The 17,394-nt window shown below is 38.9% G+C and carries 16 protein-coding genes and 1 riboswitch; of the genes, 10 read left to right on the plus strand and 6 right to left on the minus strand.

Going from position 1 to position 17,394, the window contains the following annotated elements; translation table 11 throughout:
• Positions 1 to 76: 76 nt before the first annotated feature.
• A complete protein-coding gene (locus IGJ49_RS03165) occupies positions 77 to 670 on the minus strand; it encodes a hypothetical protein (protein ID WP_023519221.1) in 594 nt (197 codons plus the stop codon).
• A 168-nt stretch (positions 671 to 838) separates the two neighbouring features.
• Here IGJ49_RS03165 and IGJ49_RS03170 point away from each other — a divergent pair, with 168 nt between their 5' ends.
• The 5 genes from IGJ49_RS03170 (at position 839) to IGJ49_RS03190 (ending at position 5,391) form a co-directional block, all read left to right on the plus strand.
• Entirely contained in the window at positions 839 to 2,161 is a 1,323-nt protein-coding gene (locus IGJ49_RS03170; RefSeq protein ID WP_010736139.1) for an APC family permease, read from the plus strand.
• Positions 2,162 to 2,297: 136 nt separating this feature from the next.
• A complete protein-coding gene (locus IGJ49_RS03175; protein ID WP_023519222.1) occupies positions 2,298 to 3,074 on the plus strand; it encodes a TatD family hydrolase in 777 nt (258 codons plus the stop codon).
• Entirely contained in the window at positions 3,067 to 3,636 is a 570-nt protein-coding gene (rnmV, locus tag IGJ49_RS03180) for a ribonuclease M5 (protein WP_010736137.1), read from the plus strand. The genes IGJ49_RS03175 and rnmV overlap by 8 nt, the downstream gene beginning before the upstream one ends.
• Positions 3,629 to 4,513, plus strand: coding sequence for a 16S rRNA (adenine(1518)-N(6)/adenine(1519)-N(6))-dimethyltransferase RsmA (gene rsmA / locus IGJ49_RS03185; RefSeq protein WP_010736136.1), 885 nt, complete (start codon positions 3,629 to 3,631; stop codon positions 4,511 to 4,513). The genes rnmV and rsmA overlap by 8 nt, the downstream gene beginning before the upstream one ends.
• 251 nt (positions 4,514 to 4,764) lie before the next feature.
• Entirely contained in the window at positions 4,765 to 5,391 is a 627-nt protein-coding gene (locus IGJ49_RS03190; protein ID WP_438722383.1) for a hypothetical protein, read from the plus strand.
• Between the two features lie 93 nt (positions 5,392 to 5,484).
• On the opposite strand, the gene IGJ49_RS03195 is transcribed toward IGJ49_RS03190, so the two are convergent.
• The gene (locus IGJ49_RS03195; RefSeq protein WP_010736134.1) at positions 5,485 to 6,594 is read right to left on the minus strand and encodes an ABC transporter ATP-binding protein; all 1,110 of its coding nucleotides are present in this window, start codon (positions 6,592 to 6,594) and stop codon (positions 5,485 to 5,487) included.
• A 412-nt stretch (positions 6,595 to 7,006) separates the two neighbouring features.
• Between IGJ49_RS03195 and IGJ49_RS03200 the strand changes: the two genes are divergently transcribed.
• From IGJ49_RS03200 to IGJ49_RS03215, 4 genes are all read left to right on the plus strand, one after another.
• On the plus strand, positions 7,007 to 7,240 hold the full coding sequence (locus IGJ49_RS03200; protein WP_010736133.1) for an AbrB/MazE/SpoVT family DNA-binding domain-containing protein: 234 nt from the start codon (positions 7,007 to 7,009) through the stop codon (positions 7,238 to 7,240).
• Complete coding sequence (locus IGJ49_RS03205; protein ID WP_010736132.1) at positions 7,241 to 7,567, plus strand: type II toxin-antitoxin system PemK/MazF family toxin; 327 nt, start codon at positions 7,241 to 7,243, stop codon at positions 7,565 to 7,567.
• A gap of 63 nt (positions 7,568 to 7,630) precedes the next feature.
• Positions 7,631 to 8,062, plus strand: a complete 432-nt coding sequence (gene mgsA, locus IGJ49_RS03210; protein WP_023519225.1) for a methylglyoxal synthase — start codon at positions 7,631 to 7,633, stop codon at positions 8,060 to 8,062.
• Between the two features lie 154 nt (positions 8,063 to 8,216).
• Positions 8,217 to 8,314, plus strand: a riboswitch (THF riboswitch).
• Positions 8,315 to 8,350: 36 nt separating this feature from the next.
• Positions 8,351 to 8,884 (plus strand): folate family ECF transporter S component, encoded by a 534-nt coding sequence (locus IGJ49_RS03215; protein ID WP_375152120.1) that lies wholly within the window; start codon positions 8,351 to 8,353, stop codon positions 8,882 to 8,884.
• A 77-nt stretch (positions 8,885 to 8,961) separates the two neighbouring features.
• Here IGJ49_RS03215 and IGJ49_RS03220 read toward each other — a convergent pair whose 3' ends face one another.
• The 4 genes from IGJ49_RS03220 to IGJ49_RS03235 all read right to left on the minus strand — a co-directional run bounded on the left by IGJ49_RS03220 (position 8,962) and on the right by IGJ49_RS03235 (position 15,054).
• Positions 8,962 to 10,737, minus strand: a complete 1,776-nt coding sequence (locus IGJ49_RS03220) for an ABC transporter ATP-binding protein (RefSeq protein WP_375152121.1) — start codon at positions 10,735 to 10,737, stop codon at positions 8,962 to 8,964.
• Between the two features lies 1 nt (position 10,738).
• Positions 10,739 to 12,454 (minus strand): ABC transporter ATP-binding protein, encoded by a 1,716-nt coding sequence (locus tag IGJ49_RS03225; protein ID WP_375152122.1) that lies wholly within the window; start codon positions 12,452 to 12,454, stop codon positions 10,739 to 10,741.
• Between the two features lie 395 nt (positions 12,455 to 12,849).
• On the minus strand, positions 12,850 to 13,500 hold the full coding sequence (locus IGJ49_RS03230; RefSeq protein WP_224434567.1) for a lytic polysaccharide monooxygenase auxiliary activity family 9 protein: 651 nt from the start codon (positions 13,498 to 13,500) through the stop codon (positions 12,850 to 12,852).
• Positions 13,501 to 14,112: 612 nt separating this feature from the next.
• Positions 14,113 to 15,054 (minus strand): helix-turn-helix domain-containing protein, encoded by a 942-nt coding sequence (locus IGJ49_RS03235; RefSeq protein ID WP_062805586.1) that lies wholly within the window; start codon positions 15,052 to 15,054, stop codon positions 14,113 to 14,115.
• Between the two features lie 213 nt (positions 15,055 to 15,267).
• Between IGJ49_RS03235 and IGJ49_RS03240 the strand changes: the two genes are divergently transcribed.
• Entirely contained in the window at positions 15,268 to 17,004 is a 1,737-nt protein-coding gene (locus IGJ49_RS03240; protein ID WP_438722388.1) for a fibronectin type III domain-containing protein, read from the plus strand.
• The last annotated feature ends 390 nt before the right edge of the window (positions 17,005 to 17,394 follow it).

Genomic DNA, 17,394 nt, shown 5'->3' on the forward strand with positions numbered 1-17,394 from the left:
AAAAAATGAAATTCACAGGATCGGTTCATCAATAAAATAGCTTTATAGATATATTGAAAAAGTCGAGCGATGATAATCATCGTCCGACTTTTTTTAGTTTTAGCCGTTGTTTGACTTTCGTTGGCAATAATGCTGCGACGATTGAAAATGGAATACATAGAATATACCAAGCAATCAGGCGGCTATTGCCGTAACGTACATAAATCTTGGTCAATAGCGAGTGAAGGATCACCAGCCCTAGGAGCAAGCTGATCGCAAAGAACCATCTTGTATCCCAATCAGTCAAGTGGCGCAAGGCGTTCATGGTTAAAGGATAGCCGTAGAAAAAAATCCCGACCATCGTGACGCGCCAATTTTTGACGATCGTTTGAACATTCAATAGTAAAAAGATGACCGATAGTAAAAAAGCAATGGGCGGAAACAAGCCGACGAGAAAGGAATAGACGATTCCCCACAACAACATCCCAGGCCCTTTGATCAAGGCGGCAATGAGAAGAAAACTAGCCATCAATAGCAATTGCTGTGTCAATGTCGCAATTGTTAGCCAGCCAAATAAAATCAACAATAACCAATGTAGCTTGGATTGTTTTTGTTCTTTTTGTGGAAAGAAAGTAGTACCTTTATCTTTTAGATAAGATGCTAGTTTTGGATCGATCGATTGAAAATCCATAGGGTACCTCCTGACATTTCAAGTAGCTTCATTCTATAAGAAGTAAGACAAGAATACATCCGTCTTTAGAGGGATATTTTCACTACAAATTTCTGAAAAGAATGGTAAAATGAAAAGTTCTCGGTTATACTGAAAAAAATAAAAAAGAAATACGAAATGAGGAAGAGGATGAAGGGGAAATTAAAACGCGAGATCAATTTGTTTGGTGCATTATCCACAGTAATGGGAACTGTGATCGGCGCCGGCGTCTTTTTTAAAACAGCAGCGGTAGTGGCAAGTACACAATCAACAAGTTTGACGTTACTCGCGTGGTTGTTAGGGGGATTCTTAACGATCTGTGCGGGGCTAACAGTCGCTGAATTAGCCACTGCCATTCCTGAAACAGGTGGAGCTGTCAAGTATATTGAAGCAGCTTACGGTAAGTTACCAAGTTTTTTGTTAGGCTGGGCACAAAGTTTGATTTACTTTCCAGCCAACATTGCGGCATTATCGATCATCTTTGCAACACAGCTGATCAATCTCTTACAGCTATCTCCTGATTATTTATTGGTGATTGCTATTATTACAGCACTTTCTATCACTGGATTGAATCTGTTAGGGACCAAAGTTGGTGCGTACGTTCAATCGATTACATTGGTAGTCAAGTTGATCCCAATTGCAGTGATCATTATTTGGGGGCTTCTGACACCCGGACAGGGTACTGTTCAATTATTTCCAGTAGAAGCCGGACAAGGTGTTTCATGGGCAGAAGGACTTAGTGGTGCTTTGTTGGCGACACTATTCGCTTACGATGGCTGGTTAGGTGTCGGAGCCATGGCTGGAGAAATGAAACGTCCAGAAAAGGATCTACCAAAAGCGATTATTTTAGGATTGAGTTTTGTGACATTCGTTTATCTATTGATCAACTTCGTCTTTTTAAAAACATTACCGATTGATCAAATTGCTGGAAACTTGAATGCTTCATCTGATGCGTCAGCGGTCATCTTCGGTGAACTAGGAGGAAAAATCGTTACGATCGGTATTTTGATCTCTGTCTACGGCGCACTGAATGGTTATACGTTGACTGGGATTCGTGTTCCATATGCAATGGCATTAGAAAATGAGTTGCCGTTCAGTAACCAGTTGACAAAGCTCTCAAAAAAATTCACCGTTCCTTATGTCCCTGCGTTGTTCCAACTAGCGATTGCATGTATCATGATGAGCTTGGGTTCATTTGATTTTCTGACAGATATGTTGATTTTTGTCATGTGGCTATTTAGCTTATTGATTTTTATTGGCGTATTTATTTTAAGAAAGAAAGCCCCAGAGATGCCTCGTCCATACAAAGTACCCCTTTATCCAGTGATACCGATCATTGCGATTTTAGGAGCCATCTTTATTTTAGGGATGACACTGATCACACAAACGAATTTGGCATTGATCGGAATCTTAGTCACATTGTTAGGTGTACCTGTGTTTTACTACAAAAAAAGACAAACTGAAAGTAACTAACTGATAATGAAAAGACAAGAAGTGAATCAAGTCATTTCTTGTCTTTCTTTGTACGATATCTCATGTTTTTTAGTCTTTGAGACTTCTTTAACGCCTGCTTATATGCTAAAGTAATGAATGAAAAGGAGAGATAAAGATGATATTTGATTCTCATACTCATTTGAACGCGGAACAATTCAATGATGATATTCCTGAAACGATCCAGCGTGCAGAAGAACTAGGTGTGACTAAAATGGCCGTTGTAGGCTTTGATACACCAACGATCGAAAAGTCCTTGATGCTTAGTCAAGATTACCCAAACATTTATAGCATCATCGGCTGGCATCCTACAGAAGCTGGTAGCTATACGAAAGAAATCGAAAACAAACTACAAGAACAACTGACTTTACCAAAAGTGGTTGCTTTAGGTGAAATCGGACTGGATTATTATTGGATGGAAGATCCCAAAGAAGTCCAAGATAAAATCTTTAGAAGACAGATCGCCATCGCAAAAGAAATGCGTCTACCGATCAGTATCCATACGAGAGATGCCTTGGAAGACACTTATAAGGTGTTAAAAGAAGAAGACATTCGTGATATTGGCGGAATCATGCATAGCTTTAGTGGTGATTATGAATGGGCACAACGTTTCCTTGATTTAGGGATGCACATTTCTTTTAGTGGTGTCGTGACATTCAAAAAGGCGTTAGATGTGCAAGAAGCAGCGACAAACGTCCCAATGGATCGTCTATTAGTGGAAACGGATGCTCCTTATTTAGCGCCAGTGCCCTATCGAGGAAAAAGAAATGAACCAGGGTATACTCGTTACACAGTCGAAAAGATCGCTGAACTTCGTCAACTACCAATGGAAGAAGTTGCGGCACAAACATGGAAAAACGCCCATCATTTATTTGGATTATCAGAGCATGACTAAGTTAAAGATCCAAGAAATCATTGTTGTCGAAGGGAAAGACGATACGAGAAGGCTACAAGAAGTGGTTGAAGCCGATACGATAGAAACGATTGGTTCAGCGATCAATGAAGAAATCTTGATGCAGATCGAACATGCACAGGAAACTAGGGGAATCATTATTTTTACGGACCCAGATTTCTCAGGTGAGAAGATCCGTAAAACGATCATGGAAGTGGTACCACAAGCAAAACATGCATTTTTGCCAAGGAACCAAGCCGTACCGAAAAAAAAGGGAAGCTTAGGGGTCGAACATGCGAGTGATGAAGCGATATTAGAAGCGTTGAAAAAGGTCGTTACGCCAGTCGATGATGAGACCCAAGTACCGGAGATCACTAGACAAATGCTGGTTGCATATGGATTGATTGCCGGAGCACATGCAAAAGAAAAACGTGAGATGCTAGGTGATGAATTACGCATCGGCTATACGAACGGAAAACAATTGGAAAAACGATTGAACATGTTCCGAATTACGTTAACTGAGTTTAAGCAGGCAATGAAAAAAGTGGAGGATCATTATGAGTGAATATCGGGATATTGCAACACCCACTAGAACAAAAGAAATTTTATTGAAGCACGGCTTCTCTTTTAAGAAGAGCTTAGGACAAAACTTTTTGACAGAGCCGAATATCCTTCGGAAAATCATTGAAACTGGTCAAATCGATCAGCAGACTAATGTGATCGAAGTAGGGCCAGGAATTGGTGCATTAACAGAGCAAATCGCGCGTCATGCCAAACAAGTAGTCGCATTTGAAATCGACGATCGATTGATTCCTGTCTTGGCAGATACCCTTTCACCTTATCCGAATGTCACAGTCATCCACCAAGATATTTTGAAAACTGATTTAGCAGAGGCAGTCAATACTCAATTCAATGAGCGGTTACCATTGAAAGTGGTGGCTAATTTGCCTTATTATATTACGACACCGATCATGATGCACTTTCTTGAATCAGACGTAGTGGTTGACGAAATGATCGTGATGATGCAAAAAGAAGTCGCTGATCGCATCTCAGCAAAACCGGGAACAAAAGCATATGGTTCTTTATCGATCGCTGTGCAATACTATATGGAAGCAAGTTTGGCGTTTATTGTGCCAAAAACAGTATTTGTGCCACAACCAAACGTGGATTCAGCAATCTTGAAATTGACAAGACGCGCAATACCAGCAGTTTCCGTAACGGATGAAAAAGCCTTTTTCCGTCTGACAAAGGCTGCGTTTCAACAGCGTAGAAAAACTTTATGGAATAATTTGCAACATGCCTATGGGAAAGACGAAGAAACTAAAAGTTGGTTAACCGCAAGTCTAACAGAGGCAGGAATCGATCCGAAAAGACGAGGAGAAACACTTTCTTTAGAAGAATTTGCTGCTTTGAGCAATGCTATGGAACATCTAAAAAAATAAAATGAGGAATAGAAGGCTGAAAAAGTCTTTTCGCTCTAAGTCTGAAGGCATCACTTGAGAAAACCATTTTGGGTATTCTTCAAGTGATGCCTGACTATTTTAGGAAACAAGATCCCAAATCAAATTCTTGGATTTTAAAGAGGGTGGTATTTCAGGCGCCTTGTTCCTCTTGATGTGTCTTGACACATTAGAAAGTTAGCGGTAGAATAGGTCAAAACAAATGTGTCAAGACACATCAAGGGAGTAAAAAAATGAAAACAAATTCTGTAAGAAAATTGACAATTTCCGCTTTATTGATCGGGATGGGCGTTCTTATTCCGATGATCATGCCTAAGATCGTAATTCCGCCTGCTTCATTTACACTAGCTTCACATGTGCCATTATTTATCGCAATGTTTTTTTCACCCGGTGTAGCTGTGGCAGTGGCGCTAGGTACAACATTTGGTTTCTTCTTGACGACACCTGTGATTATTGCGCTTCGTGCATTGTCTCATTTGGTATTCGCTCTAATCGGTGCATGGTATTTACAAAAAAAACCAGGGATCGTCTTAAAAGACGGGCAATTCACATTAATGAACTGGCGTTTTCAAGGGTTTAACTTATTGATCGGCGTGATCCACTCGATCATCGAAATGCTAGTGGTGAGTGTGTTCTTCTTCATTGGGAATATGCCGGAAACATACTATGCAGAAGGCTACTTCTATACCGTATTCATCTTGATGGGGATCGGTGGCTTGATCCATAGTTTGGTGGATTACAATATCGCTTACTTCATTGCCGGAACATTGAGTAAATTCTTTGATGTCCCAGTTTTCACTGCTGCCAAGAAACAGCAAAAGAAAGAGAGCGTGCAAGGAACGATCAAAAAAGTCGTTTAGCAATGCCACAGATAAAGACTGAAAAATAACTAAAAAAAGACCCAAGATCGAACGATCGTTGGGTCTTTTACGTATCATCAAGTTCTGTTTCGTTTATGGGATCGTGATGACATCTTCTGTATCTTTATCAAAGAAATGGCCTTTATTGATATTGAAGGCAAGGTCGATCATTTCTCCTGGTTTATGGAAGTCACGCGCGTCAACTTTTGAAATGAACTCAGTTGTTCCAGTGCGAGTATAAAGCATGGTTTCTGCGCCTAGTAATTCTGAAACAACGACTTCTGAATTGACAACAGTTTCTGGTGAGGCATCCAAGACAACTTGTTCACTGTGGATATCTTCAGGACGAATACCAAAGACAAGTTCTTTGCCTTCATAACCTTTTTCAACTAGTACTTTATTTTTACCTTCAGGGATTCTCAATTTTAGTCCATGACCATCTGAGATAACGCCTTGGCTTAATTTTACGTTGAAAAAGTTCATGGCAGGCGAACCAATGAAACCAGCAACGAACATGTTGACTGGTGTGTCATAAACTTCTTTCGGTGAACCGATTTGTTGGATAAATCCATCTTTCATGATGACGATACGGTCTGCCATCGTCATCGCTTCTGTTTGGTCATGGGTAACGTAAATGGTTGTTGTTTCTAAGCGTTGATGCAACTTCGCGATCTCGGCACGCATGGCTACACGTAGTTTGGCATCCAAGTTTGACAATGGCTCATCCATCAAGAAGACTTTCGCATCACGTACGATGGCACGACCTAAAGCCACACGCTGACGTTGCCCCCCAGAAAGAGCAGCAGGTTTACGTTTTAAGTATTCAGTCAAACCAAGGATCTCTGCAGCATTTTCTACACGTTGTTGGATGTCTGCTTTATCGTATTTACGCAATTTCAAACCAAACGCCATGTTGTCAAATACCGTCATGTGAGGGTATAAGGCATAGTTTTGGAATACCATCGCGATATCACGGTCTTTAGGAGCAACATCGTTCATTACTTTGCCTCCGATATTCAATTCTCCTTCGGAAATATCTTCAAGACCAGCGATCATTCGTAGAGTTGTTGATTTCCCACAACCGGAAGGACCAACGAATACGATAAATTCGCGATCTTTGATTGCCAAGTTAAAGTCAGTAACAGAATAGTTTTCTGCATTATCATATTTCTTGTATACATTTTTCAGAGCCATTTCTACCATCGTACAAACCACGCTTTCTTTTTTCTTTTATTTGATGTGTTTAGTATAGTTAAAAGCGCTATCTATATTCAATGTCACAATGAACAAGAATTCGTAGGAACTTTCGTCAATGTGTACAAAATAATTGGAAAGTGCGTGAGATTACTAAATCTGCCACCTATAAAATAGAATAAATGATGTTCATGAAACAGATCCTTCAACAATGAGAGCAAACTCCAGCAATATGGCAATTTATTTTTTTGTTTTTACTGCTCGAGTTATCAAAGATTTACCGTGTATTCACTATCTTAGAGCGTATAATACTTTGTAGATATTAAGAGATATAAAAAAGGAGGCAACCAAGAAAACAAAATTTGATTTTCATGTTAAATTAAGTTAAACTCGATTTAACATAAGCTGGGAGATGATAATAATGGAAACGACTGTTAGAAAGATTGGAAATTCTGTAGGAGCGATTTTTCCCAAAGATATTTCTCCAGAAGTTGGAAAAATATATACGATTATTAAAATAGGTGAAACATATGTATTAAAGCCCAAAAAAGAAGATATTTTTAAGACTCCAGAGGCATGGGCAGGCTTTAGAGATTCAATCACCCAAGAAGATAAAGAGTGGGATGAGATGAACCTTGAGGGGGAGGAACTATAAATGGATTATCCAAAGCAAAAAGATATTGTATGGCTGGATTTTGATCCAGCTAGAGGAAAGGAAATAAAGAAGCGAAGACCAGGTTTGGTAGTAAGTAAGAATAACTTCAACCAATACACTGGTTTTTGTTTGATTTGCCCAATCACATCAACTGAAAGAAAATTTGATACATATATTAAGATCAAAGAACCACAAATCATTTCTGGACAAGTTGTTACACATCAATTGCGTTCAATTGACTACACCGCTAGAAACATAATAAAAATTGAACAATGTGATATTCTCACATGGGTGGATGTACTAGAAGTCCTTGATATGTTTTTATAGAAATTTGAAAAATATCAAACCACAAAGAAATTTGGTACACTGGTAAAAAAGGAGTGAGGACGGATGAAGATAGCATTGATTGCACATGATCGCAAAAAAGAATTGATGATAAAATTTACCACTGCTTACAAAACGATACTGGAACAACATGAACTATTCGCGACAGGGACGACCGGACAAAAGATTGCAGAAGCCACAGGATTATTGGTCCATCGGTTCAATTCAGGACCTTTAGGCGGTGACCAACAAATTGGCGCGATGATCTCAGAAGATGAATTGGATCTAGTGATTTTCCTGCGTGATCCTTTAGCAGCTCAACCTCATGAACCTGATGTCACTGCGTTGATCCGCTTGGCTGATGTATATGATATTCCTTTAGCAACGAATATCGGTACCGCAGAAGTTTTATTACGAGGGCTTGAAGCCGGATTTTTGGAGTTCCGACAAGTGATCCATGAAGAAGGAAGTAAGATCCCTTTTCCTAATAAGATTTAAAATTCGGATTTTATGAGGATAGAGACAGCTGATCAAGGCGAATGTCTGCCATGTTACGAACTTAGGAATCGTTTTCGTTTAGAACATTAGGTTTTTTTATTTACAGTTCTTCCTTTTCTATGCTATAGTTTGTCTGGGATAAGTTCCCACTATTAACAGAGTAGAAAATAAAGCGTTAAGTGCTTAGAGGATGGGATGTTGCCTCTAGGACGAAGGACGTAAGTTCGCGGTTTTATTTTCGCATTCGCTGCATGAAACATGTAGCAGCTCTTAAAGGAGATGCTAGAAATGAAGAAAAATCGTTTAGATGCTCGTATGATTACGATCATGGGACTGCTGATCGCATTGATGGTCACGTTGTCTCGCTTAGTTTCATTTGAAACACCATTACTCAAAATCAGTGTAACGTTCATTCCCCAAGTAATCATGGGTATTTTATTTGGCCCATTTTGGACAGGGGTCGGTTCTGTGTTAGCTGATGTGGTGGGTATGGCATTATTTCCTAAATCTGTCTTTTTCATTGGCTTCACGTTGAATGCTTTTATTGAAGGAGCGATTTATGGGTTCTTTTTCCATCGCAAAGAGATCACTTGGAAAAATGCAATCTTAGCCACGCTCAGTGTGACAGTGTTCGTTAGCTTGATCCTGACACCATTATGGTTGGTCATCATGTATCAAGTACCGATGAACTGGGTATTCTGGGGACCACGTTTATTAAAAGCCATTATCTGGTTGCCGATCCAATCGACGATGATCTACGTGATTGGGCGCGCCATGCCATATAAAAGAATTTTGCGGAGTTTAACGACGCATACAAAATAAAAAACAAGCAGTCTTCCCATCCCAGAAGACTGCTTGTTTTTTGCATAGATCAGAAAAATCATCTGATTCGATGTTCACTATTTTTCAACCGATCCAGTAAATTGCGCTTGATAAAGTTGACGATAGCTACCATCTTCGATTTTCAATAATTCATCATGTGTTCCTATCTCAACGATTGCCCCTTGATCCATCACGAGGATCTGATCGGCATTTTTGATCGTGGACAAGCGATGGGCAATCACAAAACTAGTTTTTCCTTCCATCATTTTTAGGAAGGCATTTTGGATTTTCTTCTCTGTCAATGTATCCACTGAACTTGTTGCTTCATCAAGTATCAACATGGGTGGATTACTGATCATCGTACGAGCGATCGTCAGTAATTGACGCTGCCCATCGGAGATTTTTAATCCCTGTCCACCAATGCGTGTATCTAGTTTTTGTGGCAAGCGTTGGACAAATTCATACATATAGGCTGATTTTAGGGCCTCATTGATTTCTTCATCACTGGCATCTGGCTTCCCGTAACGTAAGTTTTCTCGTAGCGTACTGTCGAATAACCAAGTATCTTGTAAAACCATCCCAAAGCTTTTACGTAAGGAATCACGGGCGATTTGGGTAATATCATAATCGTCGATCGTGATCGTCCCAGAATTGACATCGTAAAACCGCATCAATAAATTCACTAATGTGGATTTACCAGCTCCTGTTTTACCAACGATTGCCACTGTTTGACCTGGTTTGGCAACAAAGCTGAAATTCTCGATCAACCGTTGTTGTGGCTCATAAGAGAAAGAAACATGTTTAAAAGCGACCTCGCCTTTGATCGTTTGAGGCTCAAGTTGATACGCAAAAGGTTCATCTGGCGTTTCTTCCGGTTGGTCGATCAATTCAAATGCTCGTTCTAAACCAGAAAATGCTGTTTGGATCTGTGTCGTGATCCCTGATAATTCAATAAAAGGTTTTGAAAACTGACTTGAATAGATCGTAAAGCTTGAAATGATCCCGACAGTAATCGTTGAATCACTTCGTAAGGCAAGTAAACCACCAATCAAACCAATGGAGAGATAGGCTAAGTGATCGACAAAACGAGAAGATGGGTTCGTTAATGAAGAAGAGAATTGCGCGCGCTGCCCTTTCTCATATAAGTCAGCATTCAATGCGCTGAATTGCTGTTGATTGACTTCTTCTTGTTGGAACGCTTTGATGATTTTTTGATTACCGATACGTTCCGTAACGAATCCTGAAATGTTCCCAATGATTTTTTGTTGGTTATCAAAATCATTTTGAGAAGCCCGTGCGACTAACCAGCTGACTAAGAAAATGATTGGTGTCGAACAAATGACGACAAGTGTCAATAACGGACTCAAGTTGAGCATGAAGATCAGTGAGAGGATAATGATCGCTACCCCAGAAAATAATTGATTGAACGCCGCTGATATTGCGATGGAGATATTGTCCATGTCATTTGTGAAACGGCTGACGATATTCCCATGTGAATTTTGATCATAGTATCTTAAAGGTAAAAGATTCAAACGAGCAAAGGCATCTTTTCGTAGATTCGCAACGGAGAGGTAAGCCAATCGGTTACTTAATACTTGGATCAGCCATTGACTGATGACATTAAGTAAAACGATCCCGCCAAACATCACCAGAAGTTGGACTAATCGAGTAAAGTTGACTTGTCCCACACCAACCATTTGATCGATACTTTGACCGATTTGTAAGGTCATTACGACGGTAGCAACACCATTGACGATTCCCAACAAGACAGCTAACCAAATTTCACGTGGATGGGCCGTCAGATAAGGAACAAAACGTTTGAGCGTTTGCCAAGATAGTTTTTTTGTTTTCATTTTATTCCTCCTCCTGTGATGCCACGATTTCACGATACTCAGAAGATTGACTAAGCAATGTATCGTGCGTACCCTGGGCTACGATTTTTCCTTGATCCATGACGAGGATATGCTCTGCTTGTTGAATCGAACGGATGCGTTGAGAAATAATGATGACCGTTGTGTTGAGGGAAGTTTGTAGTGCTTGGCGTAAGTTTAGATCCGTTTGATAATCAAGGGCACTCAAGGAGTCATCTAAGATCAATAAGGCGGGTTTGGCGATCAATGCACGAGCAATCGTCAACCGTTGTTTTTGTCCTCCGGAAAAGTTTTTCCCATTCTCCATGACTCTTGTGTCTAAACCTTTGGGTAATTGGCGAACAAAATCCTCCGCTTGGGCAATTGCCAAAGCTTCCCAACACTCTGCGTCTGTCGCGTCAGGTTTTCCCCACTGAAGATTTTCCCGAATGGTACCGGTGAATAAGACAGCCGTTTGTGGTACTTGCGAAATCTGACTTCGTAATGTATCTAAGGGCCAGTCACGAACGTCTTGTTCATCAAATAGCACAGAGCCTTCACTAACATCATAAAAACGTGGGATCAATTGTGTCAATGTCGTCTTCCCACTTCCGGTCGGACCAATGATCCCTAAGACAGTTTGGCGTTTCAAAGTGAAATTGATTCCTTGTAATGACAGACCAGATTCTGGCGTATAACGAAAATCTACGTTTTTAAATTGTAGAATTGTTTCAGAATCCATGACTGGTTCACTAGGAGTCTCAGCATCTGTAATGGTATTTTCGGTATCTAAGACTTCTTTGACCCGCCGAGCAGAAGCTTCTGCACGAGTAAAAATCACGACAAGATTGGAAACGACGATCAAGGCTAATAACATTTGGTTCATGTAATTGATCAATGCTAAAACTTGTCCTTGTTGTAAGGAACCGATATTTACCTTGACCCCGCCGACAGTCAATAGACAAATGATTCCGACATTCATGATCAATGTCGTTGCCGGAGAGAGCAAAGCGGAGATATTGGAAACACGTAAATAATTTTTTGCTAAGACATCTGTGTTTTCATCAAATGTTTCGATTTCTTTATTGGTACGTGAAAATGCTCGGATCACACGAACCCCGCTTAAGTTTTGGCTAACAGTCTCGTTTAGACCATCCAACTTTTCTTGGACTTTTTGATAGAGGGGGATCGTCTTACGGATAATAAAGTATAAAATGATTGAAAAAATTGGTAATAAAGCTAAGAAGAATAGCCCGACTTGCCAGTCGATCACAAACGCCATCACTACTGATCCAATACTTAAAAAAGGTGCTCGGATCAATAAACGGATAACCATTGCGAGTGCAAGTTGTAGCTGATTGATATCATTGGTCATCCGCGTGATCAATGTATCCGTCCCAAAATGATTTAATTCACTATGGGAGAAAGAGTTGATTTTTTTGATGAGTTGATTTCTAAGTTCTGTTCCAAACCCTTGAGAGGCAATGGATGAATAATATTGACAAATAATGGCACAGATCAATCCGATCACCGACATCGCGATCATCCAGATACCCATATTGATGATCACTTCACGATTGTTCATTTTTAGCCCATTATCGATCAGCGAAGCCATCAGTAAAGGTAAAATCAATTCAAAGACTGCTTCTAAAAATTTAAATACAGGACCTAGGATGATTTGTTTTCGATAGTCTTTCGCATAGCGCAATAACTGAATCATAAAAATTTCCTCCTAAAAACAAGTTACCCAATATTGTTCGAACGTCTATCGGCAAAAAACAACCGATTTATGATAAATAGATATCCTTAAAGCAACAAAAATATCTTGCAGCGAGAAATCTAACGATGATATAACTAGGTACTCTCATATTGTAGCTTATGAAATTTAGAATGAAAAGAGAACAAGCCTTTTCATAATCCGCACATTTTAGTAAAACTTAAGAAATCACACCATAACGCTTAACGCGTTGTCGCTCTTGCAACGCCTATAATTGAATAAACCATAGAAAAAAATAATTACAAAAAAGCACCATCTACAAAAAATTGACGAACAACTCTCGTAGATGGTGACTTATTTCCGTGGCTAAAGATTCCTGCCTCGGTCTCTTTCGGTCATTAATAATTTTTTTTTTGTAAGTCAGCTAAAACTGTTTCACCTTTAACATCGACATCAATGACATTATAGAACCCATTTTTAGTATCAGCGACATCCCAAACAGCTAAGATCACATGATAACCTAATCGGTCATTGGGAATGTTGATCGAATGTGTCGGATTAGTAGAAGCTAGTTGTCCATCATTGCCTACTTCACCAATGAATTCCAAGTCGTCTCTTGTCAACGCATCATTTTGATCCCAACCGGCTTTCGTCATGTAGTAATGCCATTTCGTTGTTGCATGGTTGGCAGTGAATGTCCAAGTAAAATCATTTGCACCAGCTGTCAGTTGTTGTTTTGTCCACAATGAGGCTGTTTGTTGATCCAATAAGAAATCACCTACCGTACCATTTGCAGAAGCGATTTGACCATCTTCAGGTCCTGCAGCTGGGAATCCTTTTGGTGCTTCAAGGGATTGTGGCTCATTGATAACAGCTCCGTATTTTTTGAATGCAGCATTCCAGTTTGTATTTTTGTCAAGGCTTCCTTGGTAGCCACGACTTGCTGGTTCAGAAACATAACCATGAGCAGCAACATCAACAGAAGTAAGCGTGCTTGCTCCGATACCTGCCAAAATGAATCCTAAACCAATTAATGTACTCTTTTTCATAATAATTCCTCCGATATTTTTACTTTGTGTAATGTACGATTGTTATCATAACTGATATATTTTTAATCTGAAAATTATGTATGTTATTGCAACAAAAAAATTTCGTTCATCGCGAGTGTTATTAGAAATTATACTATTTAGTCATTTTTTAGGTGAAACGCAAATGTTCGCTGGAGAAAGAACTGCCACTGAAGGAGTCGCGTTTGCACAGTATAGAAAGGGGAGACATGGGGATAAAACAAGTAACAAAAGAATTTATTGAGAGGAAATGTAGAGAACGAATCAGAAAATGAAGGAAGCAACGTTATGCACCTACACAGGCAGTAGGCTGGTGCGCCCTTGTAGGTGGTCCATATGACTGGCCAGGATTTGTTGACTTTAGTAATCGGTGCCCCTGAAAGGAATACACGAAGACGCATTTCTTCAATGCGTTGCATTTCTGATAGTTCTTTGATCGATAATCGTCTGACTACGAAATGTGCAATGAACTGTTTAGAAACTCTCGTATCAAGCACGCCATTCCAGTGGAACCTATCGAATCAATCGAGAATAAACAGAGAGACTTAAAAACCGTGTATCTTCTCATTGGGAGTGAGGAGATACGCGGTTATTTTAGGCAGTATTCACTTGGCGTTGTGGAGAGAGGCGATCGCACGTACTTTTGACAACGACTTTTGTGTGATGATCATTGTTCGGAAAATCACATACTTCAGCGCAAAATTTTTCTTTTAGATTGATCATGTAGTCTTTACTCGTAGAAAGATCTAACCATTCAAAAAACGCAATACCCGTTTCCACTTCTTTTAAAGCTGTTTTTTGTCCATCAGCTAGTTTATCTAAAGCAGTAAACACTTTGTAATGTGCAAGATCGAGTGTTTGTTTGTGTGTCGTCGCGATTTTTTTTAATTGGGCTAGAAATAATTTGCGTAATGTGGTTGATTCACGGTTAAAAGAAAGACGTATGCCGTTCAAAATAAAGTTAGAAAGAAGCTCCGAATAATAGGTATTATCTATGTAGGCTTTCATCTTTGTGACACTATTTTGGAACGAATAGGCAATGTATTCATCATCAAAAATAAATAAACAATTCGAAAAAATAGTCAATTCAAAGTGCCCCCATGTATCAATCTTTTCAAGATACTTCTTTATAACACTGATTTCTTCTTTCATTGATGCGGTAAAAGAGCTACTATACAGATAATTTGAAATCAATTTTCTTTGGGCGTAGATCAAACGATAATAAATGTTTCCTGTTTTTTCAAATTCGTTGAGCAATTCTTGTTCTTGAGCAGATGTAATGGTTTTTGAAGTGATTAAATAATTCGTTAATTTTTGTTTATTAGACAACGAATTACTATTCAATAAAAATTGATATTCTTCAAGTGTGATATTCATCCGATCAAGGTAGTTTACTATTAGTTCAAAGCCGATTTTTGTTCCACGTGATTCAAAAGCTGCTAAGGTTCCTCTTTGTGAGATACCTGAAGTTAGTTGTTCTTGTGTCAATCCACGATCTTTTCTTAATTTTCGAATTAGAGCAGCATGTTCTGTCATGTTCATTTCCTCCAGAAGCTGTTTTTTTGTACATGGTTATAATAGCATAATATAGTTATGTGGATGTTATGTTTTCATATGTGCGCCCTTTTGTTAAAAAAGTGCGATTTTTTTGTTTGGAAAGTTATTTTGTTGCAATACCAAACAAAAAAAATTTTGAAGGATAAAATATGTTTTAATCTCTTCTGTAATACAAATTTAGGAGGGAAAAAAATGAATAAGAAAAGTTTATTATTCTCAGTTGGTCTTTTAGGTTGTTTGTTTGGAGGCGGAACAGATGTGTTTGCAGCAGATGCAGCAGATACGATGCCAGATATCTCAAATCGCCAAGTTTCAGTAGGTTATTATCATAATTGGGTGCCTGAACAAGGTGCTGGTTACCAAGGTGGCCGTCCGGCAGATACTGATTTGGCAAAAGTAAATCCTTTTTATAATGTGATTGCTGTGTCATTCATGAAAGGAGAAGGTATCCCAACATTCAAACCTTACAATATGTCAGATACTGAATTTAGACAAAAAGTAGCCACTTTGAATGCTGAAAATCGTGTGGTCATTATTTCACTTGGTGGTGCAGATTCACATATTGAATTACATAAAGGGGAAGAACAAGCCTTTGCCGATGAAATTATCCGTTTGGTTGAAGTTTATGGATTTGATGGCTTAGATATCGATTTAGAACAAACCGCAGTAGATGCAGGCGACAATAAAACAGTAATTCCAGATGCTTTGAAGATTGTCCGTGCGCATTTTGAGAAAGAACAAAAACATTTCATTATCTCCATGGCGCCAGAGTTTCCATATTTAAGAACACAAGGTAAATATGTACCATACATTACTGCTTTAGAACAAGAATATGATTTTATTGCACCACAGTTATACAACCAAGCAGGTGACGGTATAAGTGTTGGAACTGAATGGATCGCTCAAAATAATGACAGCAAAAAATTTGAATTCTTATATGGAATTTCAAAAGCTTTCAACGAAGGAAGCGGTGGGTTTATCCAAATCCCAGCGAATCGCTTAGCTTTAGGTATTCCAGCAAACGTAGATGCAGCAGCAAATGGTTTTGTAAAAGAACCATCAAAAGTTTACGATGTATTCGAACAAATGGAAAAAGATCAAACACCATTAAAAGGTTTGATGACTTGGAGTATCAACTGGGATGAAGGAAGAAACTCAGCTGGTGTCGAGTACAATGAATCATTTGCGAAGTCTTATCAGGATCTATTCCAAGAAAAAACACCTGATACAGAAAAACCATCACAACCAACAAATCTAGCAGGCACAGCAACACATTCAACTGTTGCTTTATCATGGACAAAATCAACAGATGATCGTGGCGTAGCAGGTTATTACATTTATCGTGATGGCGAACAAATTGGTAGAGCAACAAACAATGCTTATACAGACACAAAATTGACTGCCAGCACAGAATACACTTATACAGTGAAAGCATTTGATGTAGCTGGTAACGTTTCAGAAGAAAGTAAAGCATTAGTGATCTCTACATTAGAAGAGCCACCAGCAGACTTAGAAGCTCCATCAGTACCATTGAACATTACGGCTTCATCAATTAGTGACAAGAGTGTTTCTTTATCATGGACACAATCAACAGATAACGTGGGTGTAGTAGGTTACTATGTTTACCGTGATGGTGAGCAAGTAGGAGAAACAGAAACAAATACATTTAGTGACGCAGGATTAACAGCTAATACGGAGTATTCTTATACAGTAAAAGCATTTGACGAAGCGGGCAACATTTCAGAAGAAAGCAAAGCATTAGTTGTGACAACGGCGGATGCACCATCAGCAGAAGCATGGGATGCAGATACAATTTATGATTTAGGTGATATCGTGACACACAAAGGAAACACATATCGTGCAAAATGGTGGACACGAGGCAATGAGCCTGGAACTGAACAATGGGGACCTTGGGAATTGATTGGCTAATCGATCCATACCCGTTTTTATTAATGAAGCAATCGTTGATGCTGAATCAATCAACGAATAAGTGATTTGCTCAGTATTGTTAAGATTTTCGTGCATGTATAACGAGAATCTTAGCAATTGGGCAAACGCATGATAAAAATTCAATTATTTATTTATGTTTGTATAACAGAACATGAAAAAAACATATATTATAACAACTATTATAAAAATTCCAAGTCCTCTTTTTAGAGGGCTTTTTTTATTTTTTAAGAAACATAATTGTTTGGTTATGATATTGCTATGTATAAAAAAATCATCGAGAAAGAATTACGATAAATAGAAGAGATGGATAGAGACAGCTGATTTTTAGAAAAATAAATAAAAAAACGAAAATCGCTTGTTAAACGACGA

The organism is Enterococcus sp. AZ171, assembly GCF_051714005.1.
Classification (GTDB): domain Bacteria; phylum Bacillota; class Bacilli; order Lactobacillales; family Enterococcaceae; genus Enterococcus_B; species Enterococcus_B pernyi.